The 14,387-nt window shown below is 30.6% G+C and carries 16 protein-coding genes; 15 read left to right on the top strand and 1 reads right to left on the bottom strand.

From position 1 onward, the window contains the following. Nucleotide 1: 1 nt before the first annotated feature. Genes FJR48_RS01200 through FJR48_RS01170 form a run of 7 tightly spaced genes read left to right on the top strand, consistent with a single transcriptional unit; the run spans nucleotide 2 to nucleotide 6,627 of the window. A complete protein-coding gene (locus FJR48_RS01200) occupies nucleotides 2-430 on the top strand; it encodes an ATP-dependent zinc protease family protein (protein ID WP_152306352.1) in 429 nt (142 codons plus the stop codon). After that, the gene (rimK, locus tag FJR48_RS01195; protein ID WP_152306351.1) at nucleotides 427-1,359 is read left to right on the top strand and encodes a 30S ribosomal protein S6--L-glutamate ligase; all 933 of its coding nucleotides are present in this window, start codon (nucleotides 427-429) and stop codon (nucleotides 1,357-1,359) included. The genes FJR48_RS01200 and rimK overlap by 4 nt, the downstream gene beginning before the upstream one ends. 1 nt (nucleotide 1,360) lies before the next feature. Then, entirely contained in the window at nucleotides 1,361-2,410 is a 1,050-nt protein-coding gene (locus FJR48_RS01190) for a succinylglutamate desuccinylase/aspartoacylase family protein (RefSeq protein ID WP_188108595.1), read from the top strand. A gap of 3 nt (nucleotides 2,411-2,413) precedes the next feature. Beyond that, the gene (locus tag FJR48_RS01185; protein WP_188108594.1) at nucleotides 2,414-3,505 is read left to right on the top strand and encodes a succinylglutamate desuccinylase/aspartoacylase family protein; all 1,092 of its coding nucleotides are present in this window, start codon (nucleotides 2,414-2,416) and stop codon (nucleotides 3,503-3,505) included. Further along, entirely contained in the window at nucleotides 3,502-4,884 is a 1,383-nt protein-coding gene (locus FJR48_RS01180) for a mechanosensitive ion channel family protein (RefSeq protein ID WP_152306350.1), read from the top strand. Before FJR48_RS01185 ends, FJR48_RS01180 begins: the two co-directional genes overlap by 4 nt. Next, nucleotides 4,874-5,833, top strand: coding sequence for a mechanosensitive ion channel family protein (locus FJR48_RS01175; RefSeq protein ID WP_152306349.1), 960 nt, complete (start codon nucleotides 4,874-4,876; stop codon nucleotides 5,831-5,833). Before FJR48_RS01180 ends, FJR48_RS01175 begins: the two co-directional genes overlap by 11 nt. Before the next feature lie 2 nt (nucleotides 5,834-5,835). Next, the gene (locus tag FJR48_RS01170) at nucleotides 5,836-6,627 is read left to right on the top strand and encodes a magnesium transporter CorA family protein (protein ID WP_152306348.1); all 792 of its coding nucleotides are present in this window, start codon (nucleotides 5,836-5,838) and stop codon (nucleotides 6,625-6,627) included. On the opposite strand, the gene FJR48_RS01165 is transcribed toward FJR48_RS01170, so the two are convergent. Continuing rightward, nucleotides 6,628-6,993, bottom strand: coding sequence for a Fur family transcriptional regulator (locus FJR48_RS01165; protein WP_152306347.1), 366 nt, complete (start codon nucleotides 6,991-6,993; stop codon nucleotides 6,628-6,630). Between the two features lie 175 nt (nucleotides 6,994-7,168). On the opposite strand from FJR48_RS01165, the gene FJR48_RS01160 reads away from it, so the two are divergent. The 8 genes from FJR48_RS01160 (at nucleotide 7,169) to FJR48_RS01130 (ending at nucleotide 14,353) form a co-directional block, all read left to right on the top strand. Further along, nucleotides 7,169-7,987 (top strand): TIGR01777 family oxidoreductase, encoded by an 819-nt coding sequence (locus tag FJR48_RS01160; protein ID WP_152306346.1) that lies wholly within the window; start codon nucleotides 7,169-7,171, stop codon nucleotides 7,985-7,987. Between the two features lie 221 nt (nucleotides 7,988-8,208). After that, complete coding sequence (locus FJR48_RS12415) at nucleotides 8,209-8,343, top strand: hypothetical protein (protein ID WP_277872379.1); 135 nt, start codon at nucleotides 8,209-8,211, stop codon at nucleotides 8,341-8,343. Then, nucleotides 8,344-8,961 carry a Fic/DOC family protein gene (locus FJR48_RS01155; RefSeq protein WP_152306345.1) on the top strand — a complete coding sequence of 206 codons (618 nt, stop codon included), beginning with the start codon at nucleotides 8,344-8,346 and terminating at the stop codon, nucleotides 8,959-8,961. 423 nt (nucleotides 8,962-9,384) lie between these two features. Next, nucleotides 9,385-9,603, top strand: coding sequence for a hypothetical protein (locus tag FJR48_RS01150; protein ID WP_152306344.1), 219 nt, complete (start codon nucleotides 9,385-9,387; stop codon nucleotides 9,601-9,603). Nucleotides 9,604-9,614: 11 nt separating this feature from the next. Next, nucleotides 9,615-11,474 (top strand): hypothetical protein, encoded by a 1,860-nt coding sequence (locus FJR48_RS01145; RefSeq protein ID WP_152306343.1) that lies wholly within the window; start codon nucleotides 9,615-9,617, stop codon nucleotides 11,472-11,474. After that, nucleotides 11,471-12,307 carry a hypothetical protein gene (locus tag FJR48_RS01140; RefSeq protein WP_152306342.1) on the top strand — a complete coding sequence of 279 codons (837 nt, stop codon included), beginning with the start codon at nucleotides 11,471-11,473 and terminating at the stop codon, nucleotides 12,305-12,307. The genes FJR48_RS01145 and FJR48_RS01140 overlap by 4 nt, the downstream gene beginning before the upstream one ends. Further along, nucleotides 12,300-13,127: a hypothetical protein gene (locus tag FJR48_RS01135; RefSeq protein ID WP_152306341.1), complete on the top strand. Its 828-nt coding sequence runs from the start codon at nucleotides 12,300-12,302 to the stop codon at nucleotides 13,125-13,127. The genes FJR48_RS01140 and FJR48_RS01135 overlap by 8 nt, the downstream gene beginning before the upstream one ends. Next, nucleotides 13,124-14,353 (top strand): adenine nucleotide alpha hydrolase family protein, encoded by a 1,230-nt coding sequence (locus tag FJR48_RS01130; protein ID WP_152306340.1) that lies wholly within the window; start codon nucleotides 13,124-13,126, stop codon nucleotides 14,351-14,353. Before FJR48_RS01135 ends, FJR48_RS01130 begins: the two co-directional genes overlap by 4 nt. The last annotated feature ends 34 nt before the right edge of the window (nucleotides 14,354-14,387 follow it).

The following is a 14,387-nucleotide window of genomic DNA, read 5'->3' as shown; positions in this document are numbered from 1 at the left end:
GATGGTTGATAAAAAAATTATTGGTAAAAAAGAACTTATATCTATCGTAGATTTAGATTTATACGACTTGGATGCAAAAGTCGATACGGGGGCTGATTCTAATGCCCTTCATTGTGATGATATATACATAGACGATGATAACTTTGTTCATTTTAAACTTCTTGATGAAGTGCATGAATCATATCATGGTAGAAAAATGAAAATGCCGCTTCACAAGGTTAAAAACGTAAGAAGCTCAAACGGGGAACTTCAAACACGCCCATCAATAAAAGTTACCGTCGATTTTTTTGGAAAAAAATATAAAACCGTCATATCTTTAACAAACAGAGCAGACATGAAATTCCCGATGCTAATTGGCAGAAAGTTTTTAAGCGGAAAGTTTTTAGTTGACGTATCGCAGGAGTATATAGCAAAGGAGGAAGAGAAATGAGAGTATATATATTATCAAGAAATAAAGAGTTGTATTCTACTAAAAGATTGGTAGAAGCAGGTGAACAAAGAGGCTGGGATATTCAGGTTATAGACTACTTAAGATGCTCGATTGAGATCATGAAAGGCGAACTAAAAGTAAACTACAAAGGCAAAGAGTTGCCCGTCCCTGATGCAATCATTCCAAGAATAGGTGCAAGCCGTACTTTTTACGGTACTGCAATGGTAAGACACTTTGAGATGATGGATGTTTTTAGCACATCGGGAAATCTTGCTATAAAAAGAAGCAGGGACAAACTTAGAAGTCTTCAAGTACTCTCAAAATTCGGCGTAGATATGCCAAAGACTATCTTTGCATCAAATAAATCAAGTGCAAAAGACGTTATTGCTTTAAGTGGCGGAACACCTTTAGTGTTAAAAATATTAGAGGGTACACAAGGTGTAGGTGTAGTCTTGGTAGATACGCAAAAAGCGGCGAAATCAGTACTGGACGCATTTTACGGAATGGATGTTAACTTACTTGTTCAAGAGTTCATCGAAGAAGCAGGAGGAGCCGATATAAGAGCTTTGGTTGTAGGCGGAGAAGTAGTAGGTGCAATGAAGCGTCAAGGTGCCGAAGGAGACTTTAGATCAAACCTGCATCAAGGCGGAAGTGCAACCGCACATAAACTCACACGTAAAGAAAAATCAACTGCCCTAGCTGCTGCAAAAGCAATGGGATTAGGGGTATGCGGAGTCGATATGATTCCATCTAAACGTGGACCGCTTGTAATGGAGGTAAATTCTTCTCCCGGACTTGAAGGTATTGAGAAGTCAACCGGACTTGATATCGCAGGAAAAATCATGGAGTATATAGAAAAAAACGTAACTCCAAAATCTGATACGACAAAAAAGAAAAAAAGAATAAAAAGAGATTCTATAGGAGCATAAGATGCCGGCTGAAAAGTTTTTTTTAGGTGGTTATGAAGTACTAAAAGGGACAAATACAAAAATAGATATAGAACTGCCTAAACTTTACAATACGCCTACCAAACTACCTATAAGGGTAATTAGAGGAAAAAGAAACGGACCGACTGTATTTATAAGTGCAGCTATACACGGGGACGAACTTAACGGTATAGAAATTATTAGAAGGCTTAGAAAACTAAATATTCTAAAAAAACTAAGAGGCACTTTGATTCTCGTACCTGTCGTAAATGTATATGGAATGATGAATCTTTCGCGTTACCTGCCAGATAGAAGGGATTTAAACAGAAGTTTTCCCGGAAGTTCCAAAGGTTCGCTAGCCAGCAGGGTTGCAAAAATATTTTTTGATGAGATTGTATTAAAATGCGATTTGGGAATAGATTTGCATACTGCATCTATACATAAATCAAACCTACCTCAAATTAGAACAAATATTGATGATGAAAATACTTTTAGACTTGCAAAAGCTTTTGAAGCACCTGTAGTTCTTCACTCAGAATTAAGGGACGGTTCACTTCGTTCAGTCGCACAAGAAAAAGGCGTACCTATACTTCTATACGAAGCAGGCGAAGCACTTAGGTTTGATGAACAAAGCATCCGAATAGGTGTTAAAGGTATTGTAAATGTTTTAAGAGCAAACGAGATGCTGCCAAAAACACCAAACAAAAAAGTTGCCAAAACACCTATAATCACTAAAACAAGTAAATGGATACGCTCTATTGAGAGTGGGATGCTAAGAACCATAAAGGCACTTGGTGAGACCGTTTATGAAAATGAAGTTATCGCATACATTGATGAGCCTTTAGGTGATGAGAGTTTTGAAATACTATCACCTTATGACGGTATAATCATAGGAAAATCAGAAATCCCTCTTATTCAAGAAGGGGATGCAGTATTTCATATAGCTAATTTTAAAAACCTTGAAGTAGCCGATAAAAAGTTGGAGTACTTTAGTGAAGATGCTATTGAGCAAAGTGAATTTTACGAATTAAACAATGAAGAGATTATTGAATAGATTATGAAAACTTTACTTGTTATTATTTTTTGTTTTAGTTTTTTATACGCAAATGAATTTATTATTAACGGTATAAAAATTCAAAAAGGAACAAAAAAAACAATAAATATAGAACTGCCTAAACTTTACAATACGCCTACTAAACTACCTATAAGGGTAATACGCGGTAAAGAAGACGGACCGACTATTTTTATAAGTGCGGCTATCCACGGAGACGAACTTAACGGTATAGAAATTATAAGAAGATTTAGAAATTTAAAAATATTAAACAAGCTTCGTGGAAACATTATCTTAGTTCCGATAGTAAATATTTACGGCGTTATGAATCTTTCGCGTTACCTGCCAGATAGAAGGGATTTAAACAGATATTTTCCGGGAACTTCGGAAGGTTCGCTTACCAGCAGGATTGCAAAAATATTTTTTGATGAGATTGTATTAAAATGCGATTTGGGAATAGATTTGCATACTGCATCTATACATAAATCAAACCTACCTCAAATTAGAACAAATATTGATGATGAAAATACTTTTAGACTTGCAAAAGCTTTTGAAGCACCTGTCGTTCTTCACTCAGAATTAAGGGACGGTTCACTTCGTTCAGTCGCACAAGAAAAAGGCGTACCTATACTTTTATACGAAGCAGGCGAAGCACTTAGGTTTGATGAACAAAGCATCCGAATAGGTGTTAAAGGTATTGTAAATGTTCTTAGAGCAAATGAGATGCTGCCAAAATCTTCAAAAACAGGAAAAAGAAAAATCATACCTTTAGTTGCGAGAAACAGCAGTTGGCTAAGAGCCACCCAAAGCGGAATTCTAAGAACTCTAAAAGATTTGGGCGATACTGTCAAAGAAGGTGAAACTATCGCTTATATAAACGAGCCTTTGGATGATCAAAACATTTATAAGTTAACTGCTCCTTATGACGGAGTAATAATAGGAAAGACCAAAATTCCTCTTATTCAAGAAGGGGATGCAGTGTTTCATATAGCAAACTTTAATCAGTTAAAAGTTGCAAATAAAAAAATACTTTATTTTTGTGAAGATGCTATAGAAGATTGTGAGTATATAAATATTAATCAAGAGGATATTAAATGAAATACTTTAAAATAATTTTTATCTTTTTTTTACTAACTTCGTCACTAAATTCAGATGACGCTGATATTTCAAAAAATATATTTGACAGTAAAAACATATGGATTAAAACTTTTATAAATAATAAAAATTATTATATTACCATTAACAATATTGTTAAGATAGAACAAAAAATAAAAAACAATACAAAAAACACTCATATTTTAGAGAATTTAAATAGAAGACTTGAGATACAAAAATCAAAATTATCTCTTTATGAAAAAAATAAAAGTTTTAATAATCTGCTTTTAGCTTATAAATTTAATATACCGGAAATAACGGCTTATGATTATATATACAAAAACTCAAAAAAAACACTAAATAAACAAATTGAAAAACTTATTTTTATGAAAAATGAGTTTAATAAAGCTTTTTCACTTTTAAAAAATTATCATAAGAAAAACCAAAACGGCATTGTTTCCCAAGATGATATAAGATATTTTGATGAATTTTTTGACAATATAAATAAAACATATTTTAACTTACTCGATACAAAAGATGAACTTGATAAAAAGTATGAAGAGTATTATCAAGAAAAATTACAAAAGCATATTATTACTTTCGTAGTATTAATAATTGTATATATCTTATATAGAGTATTTTTTATGATATATCTATCTTGGGAATACAAATTTAAAAAAGATCCGAGTGGGATATACAAAAAGACTATATCAATCATATTTTATATAATGATTTTTTTGTCTTTAATTATGAGATATATGGAAGATTTTATCTACGTTATTACATTTTTAAGTGTTGTAGCAGCGGCATTAACAATAGCTCTTAGAGAAATTATCTTAAATATCGTCGCTTCCATTTATATATTTTTCAGCAATATGCTAAGAATAGGCGACAGGGTTATGGTACAGTTTGAAACAAAACATACTATAGGAGATATACAAGATATTTCGCTTATGAAAATTAAATTAAACGAGATTGAAGATTATAGCAATTTAAAAGAAGTCAGGAATGTAGGTAGAACCATATATATACCAAACAGCTATGTTTTTACTAAAGTTTTTTATAATTATTCTAAAAAGAAAAACGGCTTGATAAATGATTTAATAGAGTTTGAATTTTCTGCGGATAATAATTTTGAAGATATAAAAAAAGTTACCCGAGAGTTACTTGATAGCTTAAACATAGACCATACAATTACTTTTACGCTTAATAATCTAAAAACGGGTATCATATGTCTTATATCTTATGAAGTAAATTTTAAAGATGTTTCTAAAATTAGAAGTGAGCTTTGTGTAAAATTACTTCAAATATATACTTTAGATAAGAATATAAAATTAAAAAACTCAAAAGCTTCTACAAAGGCAGTAAACGATGAAGAATAAAAGTAGTTCTCAAAAGTATATTATGAAATATGTTTTTTTTAGTATTTTATTTTTTTCCACGCATCTTTTTGCTTCTTCGGATATAACTTCCCAAGCTAAAGATTTTTTTGAGTCGTCTCTTTTTGTATTTAATGAAAAACCTATCAGCTTATCCAATTTAATAAAAGCTCTTTTGTATGTACTGGCAGGTTTTTTGCTCGGTTTTATTTATAAAAAATGGATTTTAAAAATTACTAAAAAATATAAAGATATGAGTATGATGAGTATCCGTCTTATATCAAACATCGGGTACTATATAATTATTCTTATTTTCTTTATGAGTGCATTTAGAAGTATAGGTATAGACTTAAAATCATTATCCCTCATTGCGGGTGCTTTATCCATAGGTATAGGTTTTGGCTTACAGACGGTTGTATCAAACTTGATAGCGGGCATTATTTTAATGTTTGAGCGTACCATTAGAATCGGAGATATTATAGAGATAAACGATACTTTGAGCGGTACGGTTACGGATATGCGAATACGCTCAACTACTATAAAAACTTTTGACAACATAGACATTATTGTACCAAACTCCTCTTTTATTCAAAACAATGTTATAAATTTAACCCTCGAAGATAGAATAAGACGACTCCACATACCTTTTGGCGTAGCTTATGATACTGAAATTCAAGATGTGAAATCAGTTGTTTTGGATGCACTGCAAAAAAGTGACTTGAACTTTATAAGAGGCGATGAGGATAAAAATCCAGATGTAAGAATGACGCTTATGAACAACAGCAGTGTCGATTTGGAACTAATCGTATGGGTAAATAGAGACCCTAAACAAAAAAACATCCCTTTGAAATCTGATTTTTTAATACTGATATATAATGCACTTAGAGCCAATAACATCAGCATCCCGTTCCCTCAGCTTGATGTTAATATGAAACAAAATAATAAAGTATAGATATGCAAAATATTGAAAACCTAATTGATTCTTTGCACTTAGAAGATTTAAAAAACCAACTGCACCCCTCAATTTTTGATGAAAACGATGATTATGATATGCTGATTATACGCATACCCGTTATTGCAAAAGAACTTGGAACAAAATCATTTGGTTTTATAATTACCAAAGAGAAAAGTTATTTTTTTAACAAAACACAAAACAATTTTGAAGAGTTAAAAAGTCGTTTTGAAGAACCTTATAAATTACTAGATAAAAATATAGACAAAATGTTAAAATCGTTTATAAACTATCAAGACAGAATATCGGAGATAGAAGAACTTCTATACGAAAATAAGATAAAAGAAAATTTTATGAATGTATGGCTGGAGTTAAAACTTGAAATCTTAAAAATAGAACGGATACTTTTAAAAACTTCAAACACTATAGAAAACTTTATAGACTATTATGAACATGATGAAACTTTTCCCATAAACCATTATATGGATTTACACGAACATATAGAAAGAACGATGCGTTCTGCTACGCTTCAGTTATCTAAGTTAGATTATCTTTATAGTTTTTATAATGCTAAATCCAACGATAAAATGAATAAAATGATATATATATTAACCATAATATCTGCAATTTTTCTTCCGCTGAATTTAATTGTAGGTTTTTTTGGTATGAACACTAGTTCTTTACCTTTTACAGGCGGTACAAGCGGAACATTATATGCCGTATCTATAATGGGTGCATTGGTTTTAATAACTGCTTTTCTTGTGCAGTTTTGGCGTAAAAAAATTGAAAAGTAGTTATGTTTTACATTTTTTGCATACGCCTTTTAGAATCAGATCTTCAATAATATAACCATCTATTCTTACATCAAAAAGATTGTCGATACACTCTATATTATTACAAATATTACAAATAAAATGGGTATGTGGAGATTTTTGAAGCTCATAATATCTTTTTTTGTCGTTTGACTCAAAACTCTTTAAAATGGATTCACTTTCAAACTTTGAAATATTTCTGTAAAAAGTAGCTTTATCCATACTAACTTTATCTTTTACATCTTCAAATGAAAGAGGTTTTTTAGCACTGAAAAATATTTCTAAAAGCTCCTTGCGGGCAGAAGTTAATTTTAAGTTTTTTTCTTCTATAAGTTTTTCAATTTCCATATAATAATTTTATCCCTAAACAACTTTACATCATCTTATGTTTTTCTCGGATATACCGAGTGTTGTCATAGTTAAAAAAACTTATTAAGTAATATACTAATGCCAACTTTAATAAAATTGTTAATATAATATTTCATATTCTTAAATAAAAAAATATAAATTACGGAGGTGTAGGATGAAAGTCGCACTAACAGGGGCAAGTGGTTTTGTCGCCTCACACCTGATTAAAGAGTTTAACGACTATATAATTATAGATCGTAATGACAACGAAGATGATATTTTAGAAAAGCTTAAAGACGTAGATGCAGTTTTTAATCTTGCGGGTGCACCTATAATAAAAAAGTGGAATGAAGAGTATAAAAAAACTCTTGTATCAAGTCGCATAGATACTACAAAAAAACTCGTCAATGCAATAAATAAAAGTGATGTGGGTTACTTCATATCTACTTCAGCCATCGGCGCATATCCAAATGACGCAAAATACGATGAAAGTTTTCAAAGCTACGGAGATGATTTTTTAGCTTCACTTACTAAAGAATGGGAAGCCGAAGCTCTAAAATGCAATAAAAAAACTGCAATAGTACGTTTTGGAGTTATTTTAGGTAAAGAAGGCGGGGCACTAAAACAGATGCTGACACCTTTTAAACTTGGCTTGGGCGGTACTATAGGAAACGGAAAAATGATGACAAGCTGGATAGATATAGATGATTTGGTAAACATCTATTTATATTTGAGTGAAAATAAACTTACCGGTATTTTTAATGCAACTGCGCCAAAGCCCGTAAGTAATTATGAGTTTACAAAAGCTTTAGGTAAAACATTAAATCGTCCGACAGTTTTTCCGATACCGACTTTTGTTTTAAAACTTATTTTCGGAGAAGCTTCGAGTGTATTGACGGATTCTAAAGAGGTATATCCTAAAGCACTTGAGAATTCAGGTTTTGAATTTAAATATAAAACAATAGAAAAGTCTTTGGAACATTTACTTAAATAAGAATACTGGTTTTAAAAGATTTTTAAAGGGGATGGTGCGGATGAGAGGATACTGAATTCCATCAAACCCCGTAAGTGTGGGTAGTTTAGAGTTTCCCATAAGTTTCTCACTAATATTTTCCATATGGAATGATAGTATTCGACACCTTAATTATCCATATTTTATATACTATAAATCATAGTTTTGATATAATTGAGAATTATAAAAGTAGGAGTTAATTTATGAGTAAACCACCGTATTCACAACAAAAAGCCATCAAAACTGCTACTGTATCAAATCAAATAGAGGGTTACAAACCGTCTAAAGATAAAGAAGTATTGAAAAAAGTTAAACAGTATCTTTCTCTATTAAAATAAATGAAATACTACCCGCCATCAAACCACATCTACTATGAAGATAGTGATGTTCCAATCAATAAACTCAACATCAAAGATTTAGAAGTTATCACAGAGATTGAAAAAGAGCTTTTAGTTGAAGCCTATCACCAGCTTCACAATGAACTAGATGAAAATACAGTTTTTGATGAAGTGTATCTTTGTAAAATTCATCGTTCAATATTTTCATCATTATTTGAATGGGGTGGGCAATACAGAAGTGTAAATATTTCTAAGAGTGAGAGTATGTTCTGCCCATACATGAACCTAGACACATTCTCAAAAGAGATATTTACAAAACTCAAAAATGATAACTACCTAAGAGACTTTGAAGATGTTTCAAAAAAAGATGAATTTGCTCAAAAACTCTCTTATTATATGTGTGAATTGATAGTTCTACACCCATTTAATGAAGGCAATGGACGGTCTCTCAGACTTTTCTTTGATATGATTGTTACCTATAATGGATATGAATATATCGATTATCAACAAACTTTACAAAACAATGATTTTATTACCGCTTCTATTGATTGTATGGAAGCTGATTGTGATAAGATGAAAATCATTATCTCCAATGGATTAAAAAAAGCGGAAACTTAGTCACTTCCGTCATTGATGACGAATACTTTCATCAACTTTTCAATCCTACCATCTAAATCTTTTTGAATTGCCTCATGAGTAAGATATATTGATGCACCTACTAAGCGAGATTTTTTAGCTTTTAACTTTGTTGAATAATAATCTAATTTATCAATAAACAACCTCTGAAAGAAGAAGTTATTGAGGAAATTATTCTGTTTTTGGAGACTAAATATTTGATTAAACAATATATGTTGCAAATTAAACACTTAATATATTAGCATATAAAAGAAATAATTAATTATATATAAACTATATTATAAAAAAATGCTATATATTAAAAAAAATAAATATATAACTATATATTAAAAATATAGTATTTTTAATAAAAATATTATATATATATGTATATACTGCTATATTTACATATAAAAGAGGTTTCTAATGAGTAAAAAAGAAAAGTTTATATCATTAGCAGAATCACGAATGCAAAAGGCCTTGCATATGATTCACTTGGTTGGTAATTTAAGTAATAAAAACAACTATGAATATACGGATAAAGAAGTAAAGAAAATTATTACTTCTTTAGAAGATGCAGTGAAAAATGTAAAAAAAAGATTTGAATCATCAAGCAAAGATGATATGTTTGATTTCAAATTTTAAAAAGGAAATTTATGGATAGTGGAAAATTAATTTTTAGTAGAGCAGATAGCCAAAGTGGATTAACAAATGCGTCTATATCAGCATCAAACGATAAAGATGCTTCCGTTATTATTCGCGAATTATTACAGAACTCTTTTGATTCAGCAATTGACGATGCAAAGAAAAAAGAAGCTCAAGTAAAGATTGTCATTGATACTATAAATAAAAGTGAGATACCTGGTATTTCTGAATACAATGATGCGATTGAAGCAATCGAAAAAGAAGAGCTATCCAGCCAAGAAGAAAACATTTTGTCTGCTATTCAGGAAGAGCTCTCAAAAGACACAATACCGATTATGTATGTTATAGATAACGGTATAGGATTTAATCAAGAAACTTTAGTAAGTATATTGAGTGATGGCATTAGTAAAAAAAGTGACCCAATGAATTCAGGTGGTTCATATGGTAATGGGCACTTTTCAGCATTTAATATATCTAATTTACGATATGTTCTTTACGGTGGAAAATCAGATGATGGACAAATAATTTGTTCAGGTCAAGCACTTTTACGAACTCACAGAAATGATGGAACTTTAAAAAATGGGGCTGGTTTTTTAAGGACAGAAGATGAACCAATTATAGAAGAGAATGACATCTTTTTAAAAGATGGGTTAATACCAAATATAATTTCAAAAGAGTTATCCCATCTTGAAGGTTCTGGAGCAGTTGTAGCAATGGTTGGATTCAACTTCTTTGGTAAGGAAAATCCTGAAAAAGAAGCTATTTTGAATTTAATGTCAAGTTCAATAATAAGGAATTTTTTTGTTGCTATTTCAGAGAAGCATTTGAAAGTAGATATAGTATGGGATGATGATTTAGTATCTATAAATGAGGATAGTTTAGAAAGAATATTTCACGAAACTAAAAATGAAAAAAGTAATCCTATATATCAAACATCTGAAAGGTTTTATAAACTGTTGTATAAAGGACATCAACAGCTAATAGCAACGAAAGAAGGGGATGTAAAAGTTTATTATTTAGAATCTGACACCAATACAAAGTTAGCACTTTGTCGAAATGGTATGTGGATTAATGATTCAATACCAACACCATTGAACGTGGGTTCTTTTAGTGGAAATAAACCATTTAGTGCATTGATTCTACCACAACGAGATACTGAGTTATCAGCTTTAATTAAAGGAGCAGAAGGAAATCTACATATGGATTTAAAGCTAAATAGGTTTCCTAATGATAAATCAGGTAAAGAAAAAAGAAAAAGACTTCAAAGTGCATTAGAAGAAGTTAAATCATTTTTAATGTCGATAATAGATAAAAACGATAGTGATTCTTTTGATGTAAGTATTCCAGAACTATCAATCCCTATGATTGGAGACGCAAAAGCAAAAAGGAAGAATGAAAGAAAAGCTCCAAAGGTTACCAAAGTTAAGGCAAAGAAAATAGCTGTTGATGGTGGTTCAGGGAAAGTAGAAGATGGTAAGGGGGTAAAGGAAAAGAGTCAGGAAAAAAGAAGAGTAGGAAACCCATTTGATGGAGTAGGGAAAATGGGAACACGCCACAATCCAAAAAAACAGCAGGCATATGTGAAGTTTACTATGGATAAAAATGCTACAAACCTTCTATTGTCTCTAAGGTTAGATGATGGAACTGACCCAACGTGTGATACCTATAGTATGTCAGAAAGATTAATAATAAAAGATACATATTGTAATGGGAAGAAATGTCAAGTTATTAATAATGATACGGTTGATGTAGGTAAAGTAGATAGAGGGGAATATTTAGATTTAGTGATAGATTATGAAACAAATATTAAAGGTAATTACTCTATTGATTATGAATTTTTGAATAGTGCATTAAAAAAGGATAGCAAATGAATACATTAACGAATTCTTATTCTTTTCCAGTTTTAGAAGCAGATAGATATGATTACAATGAAGATTGTTTGTATGAAGTATCCCAATTAGATGTTGAAAGAAGTAATTATATTGTTTTAGAACATAAGATAAGTGGAAATAATTTAATTACACAATTGATTGAATCAGGAGAGGCAAAATTTATTACAACTGTTGTTTTGAAATCTTCAATGTATAGAGAAACCATAGATGAAGCGGAAAAGATTAATGGAAATCCTTTGCATGTTAAGCAAAAAATACCATTACAAACAACCTTTGAAACTCAAAGTTTTTTTTGTGGCATTGTTTATATTGGAGAAGATAGAGAGATAACTCTAGAATCGCAAAAAATGGGTTTAGATGGATTTTGGGATGGTGTATCAATTCAACTTTTAAAAGGTTCTATAATTGCTAGAGATGGCTGGAGAGAATTAGAAAGTACAGCAAGTGATTTATTGACGATTCAAAAGAATGAAAATGTTAAATATAGTTTCGATGTAAGTTTAGATTCTGATGAAGGTGGAAAGTTTATCGCAAATATGGAACCAACATTATTTGAATCAATGCAAAGAGCTTCTAATAGAGATGCTCATAGGAGAAGCATAATAACGCATATATTATGTGTAGGCTTTATGGAATTAGAAAAGCAATATAGAAGTGGAGATTTTGATAGTTATACCAATTTTAAAGGTATCGAATTTCAATTAGAACAAGTTGGTTTAAAAACTTGGAAAGATAAGGATGAGTTTGACCCAAATAAAGTAGCTTGTTACTTTTTACCTCATATTTTACCAGTAGGAGAAGATAATGAATGACGCATTAAAAAAGTTAAAAAAAATAACTAAGAATAAAGAAGAATCTATAAAGTTATTAAAATCTGCATTATCAAAAAAAGAGTTTTTATCCTATTTAAATGAGTATTTTCACAAAGATGATTTACTAAATGAAATAAACTTTTCAGCTTTTAGAGAAAGACTAAGTGAAGATGAATTTCAGCAAATTCATGTAAAATACCATTGTCCTATTCTGTGGAAAACATTACAAAAACAAAGCTTTACTTCCATAGATGCTATCAAGCCTATAAAATGGTTGTCAATCACATATCAACTAATTGAAAATGATATTATTGAACCACACTTTTTAGCTTTTTTTAAAAATAATAAAAATGGGAGAAATAATATTATAGAAGCTTTAAGACTTTCATCTGATGGAGATAACAGTGGTTTAACTGAAGTATCTAATGCTATTCTGCGGCATATGTTTGGATGGATTGGAAATAGAGGGATTAAAGGAATAATGCAAGATGTTCCGTTTGCAGTTGCTTGGTGGAGAATGCATTTAGCTAAAGAAATTGAAAGAGAAACAGGTATAAAAGAACAAGTCACATATAATTATTTAAGTGAAAATAAATCCAACTACAACGCATTAGTAGAAAGTATGAGTGGAAAATTAACAGTTGTAGCAGATAAGAGTATTAGAGATGGTTTCTTCTTATATATCATGGAGAAATCAATTACAAAAACACAAAAGTTTAAAGATATCATCGCAAAAATTGGTATTGAGTCGACATGGAGAGGAATGGGTAGTTTGAGTCCGATTGAAAATAAAAAAATTATACAAAGCCTTATTGAATGATAAAAATTGAATCGTATTATGTAGAGGAATATCATAAATCAGTTCCTCATGTAGTTAAGTTTTCTGGTGGTAGGTCGAGTGGAGCTTTACTTTTTTCATTATTAGAAAATGGTTTGTTAGATGCTGATAGGGGAGATGTAATTGTTTTTAATAATACATCAGCCGAACATCATAAGACATATGACTTTGTGATGGAATGTAAAAGAAGATGTGAGAGTAAATATAACATTCCTTTTTTCTTAGTTGAGTTTCAGACATATGAAAGTTGTAGAAATGGTACATATGATAGATTTTCTACTTATAAACTAGTAAATAATAAACCATATTCTGAGACTAACCCTAATGGTTATCATTCAAAGGGAGAAATTTTTGAAGAGCTAATTTCATGGCAAGGGTACTTACCAAGTTTGTTAAGTGGTAGAACATGTACTAAGAATATGAAAATGGATACTACAGTTGCCTTTTTAAATGATTGGTTTGCATTTAAGGAATTTAATGTTCCAGTTGTAAGATTAGGACATTTTGGAGAGTCCAGTAGGATAGATAAAAACTTACTATACGAAAAGCATCTGAGGCATGGTGGAAGTGTTCCTAAAGAAATTTACTTAGAAAAAAAAGAATACGCTTTAAACAGACATTTATTTAGAAGTACACAAAATTTTAGAGACTATACCAGTGTTCAAATTGAAAATAAACCGCTATATACAAAGAAAGGAATAGTAGAATATTGTAGTCTAATTGGTTTTAGGGCAGATGAGCCATTAAGGCTTGAAAAAATGAAAAAAAGAATTGACGACAAATCTAATGAAAACATATCAGTAGCATATTTACGGGATAAAAATGAACATGTATATGCACCATTAGTAGAATACAATGTTGAACAAAAAGATATAAAAGATTTTTGGGATAGTAGAGAATGGGATTTAGGTCTACCTTATGATGGAAGTCTTGGAAATTGTGTATATTGTTTTATGAAAGGTGCTACAAAATTATCTAGTATTCAGTCTAATAATGATGATATAACACCCGAAAATATAGATTGGTGGGTAAGAATTGAAGAAAAGTATCAAAGGGATTTAAAAGCAGAAGGTAGAGAAATTTCTACAGAAGAAAATCCTTTTATAAACTTCTTTGGAGTAGGTAAAAAATTGTCTTACAGTGTTATTAAAGAGGGTAGTGGCTTAGAGGCGAATGATGATAGTTTGCCATGTAATTGTACAGATTAAAGTCATGTGCAGCGATGCAGTTAGAGATGTTTTT

Source organism: Sulfurimonas lithotrophica, from assembly GCF_009258225.1.
GTDB lineage: Bacteria > Campylobacterota > Campylobacteria > Campylobacterales > Sulfurimonadaceae > Sulfurimonas > Sulfurimonas lithotrophica.
This window is presented reverse-complemented; position numbering and strand designations above follow the sequence as displayed.

Excerpts from the sequence above, each read along its gene's own strand:
- FJR48_RS01185 (WP_188108594.1), top strand. The coding sequence starts at position 2,414 with ATGAAAACTTTACTTGTTATTATTTTTTGTTTTAGTTTTTTATACGCA.
- FJR48_RS01200 (WP_152306352.1), top strand. The coding sequence starts at position 2 with ATGGTTGATAAAAAAATTATTGGTAAAAAAGAACTTATATCTATCGTA.
- FJR48_RS01175 (WP_152306349.1), top strand. The coding sequence starts at position 4,874 with ATGAAGAATAAAAGTAGTTCTCAAAAGTATATTATGAAATATGTTTTT.
- FJR48_RS01155 (WP_152306345.1), top strand. The coding sequence starts at position 8,344 with ATGAAATACTACCCGCCATCAAACCACATCTACTATGAAGATAGTGAT.
- FJR48_RS01140 (WP_152306342.1), top strand. The coding sequence starts at position 11,471 with ATGAATACATTAACGAATTCTTATTCTTTTCCAGTTTTAGAAGCAGAT.
- FJR48_RS01160 (WP_152306346.1), top strand. The coding sequence starts at position 7,169 with ATGAAAGTCGCACTAACAGGGGCAAGTGGTTTTGTCGCCTCACACCTG.
- FJR48_RS01170 (WP_152306348.1), top strand. The coding sequence starts at position 5,836 with ATGCAAAATATTGAAAACCTAATTGATTCTTTGCACTTAGAAGATTTA.
- rimK (WP_152306351.1), top strand. The coding sequence starts at position 427 with ATGAGAGTATATATATTATCAAGAAATAAAGAGTTGTATTCTACTAAA.
- FJR48_RS01130 (WP_152306340.1), top strand. The coding sequence starts at position 13,124 with ATGATAAAAATTGAATCGTATTATGTAGAGGAATATCATAAATCAGTT.
- FJR48_RS01135 (WP_152306341.1), top strand. The coding sequence starts at position 12,300 with ATGAATGACGCATTAAAAAAGTTAAAAAAAATAACTAAGAATAAAGAA.
- FJR48_RS01190 (WP_188108595.1), top strand. The coding sequence starts at position 1,361 with ATGCCGGCTGAAAAGTTTTTTTTAGGTGGTTATGAAGTACTAAAAGGG.
- FJR48_RS12415 (WP_277872379.1), top strand. The coding sequence starts at position 8,209 with ATGAGTAAACCACCGTATTCACAACAAAAAGCCATCAAAACTGCTACT.
- FJR48_RS01150 (WP_152306344.1), top strand. The coding sequence starts at position 9,385 with ATGAGTAAAAAAGAAAAGTTTATATCATTAGCAGAATCACGAATGCAA.
- FJR48_RS01165 (WP_152306347.1), bottom strand. The coding sequence starts at position 6,993 with ATGGAAATTGAAAAACTTATAGAAGAAAAAAACTTAAAATTAACTTCT.
- FJR48_RS01145 (WP_152306343.1), top strand. The coding sequence starts at position 9,615 with ATGGATAGTGGAAAATTAATTTTTAGTAGAGCAGATAGCCAAAGTGGA.
- FJR48_RS01180 (WP_152306350.1), top strand. The coding sequence starts at position 3,502 with ATGAAATACTTTAAAATAATTTTTATCTTTTTTTTACTAACTTCGTCA.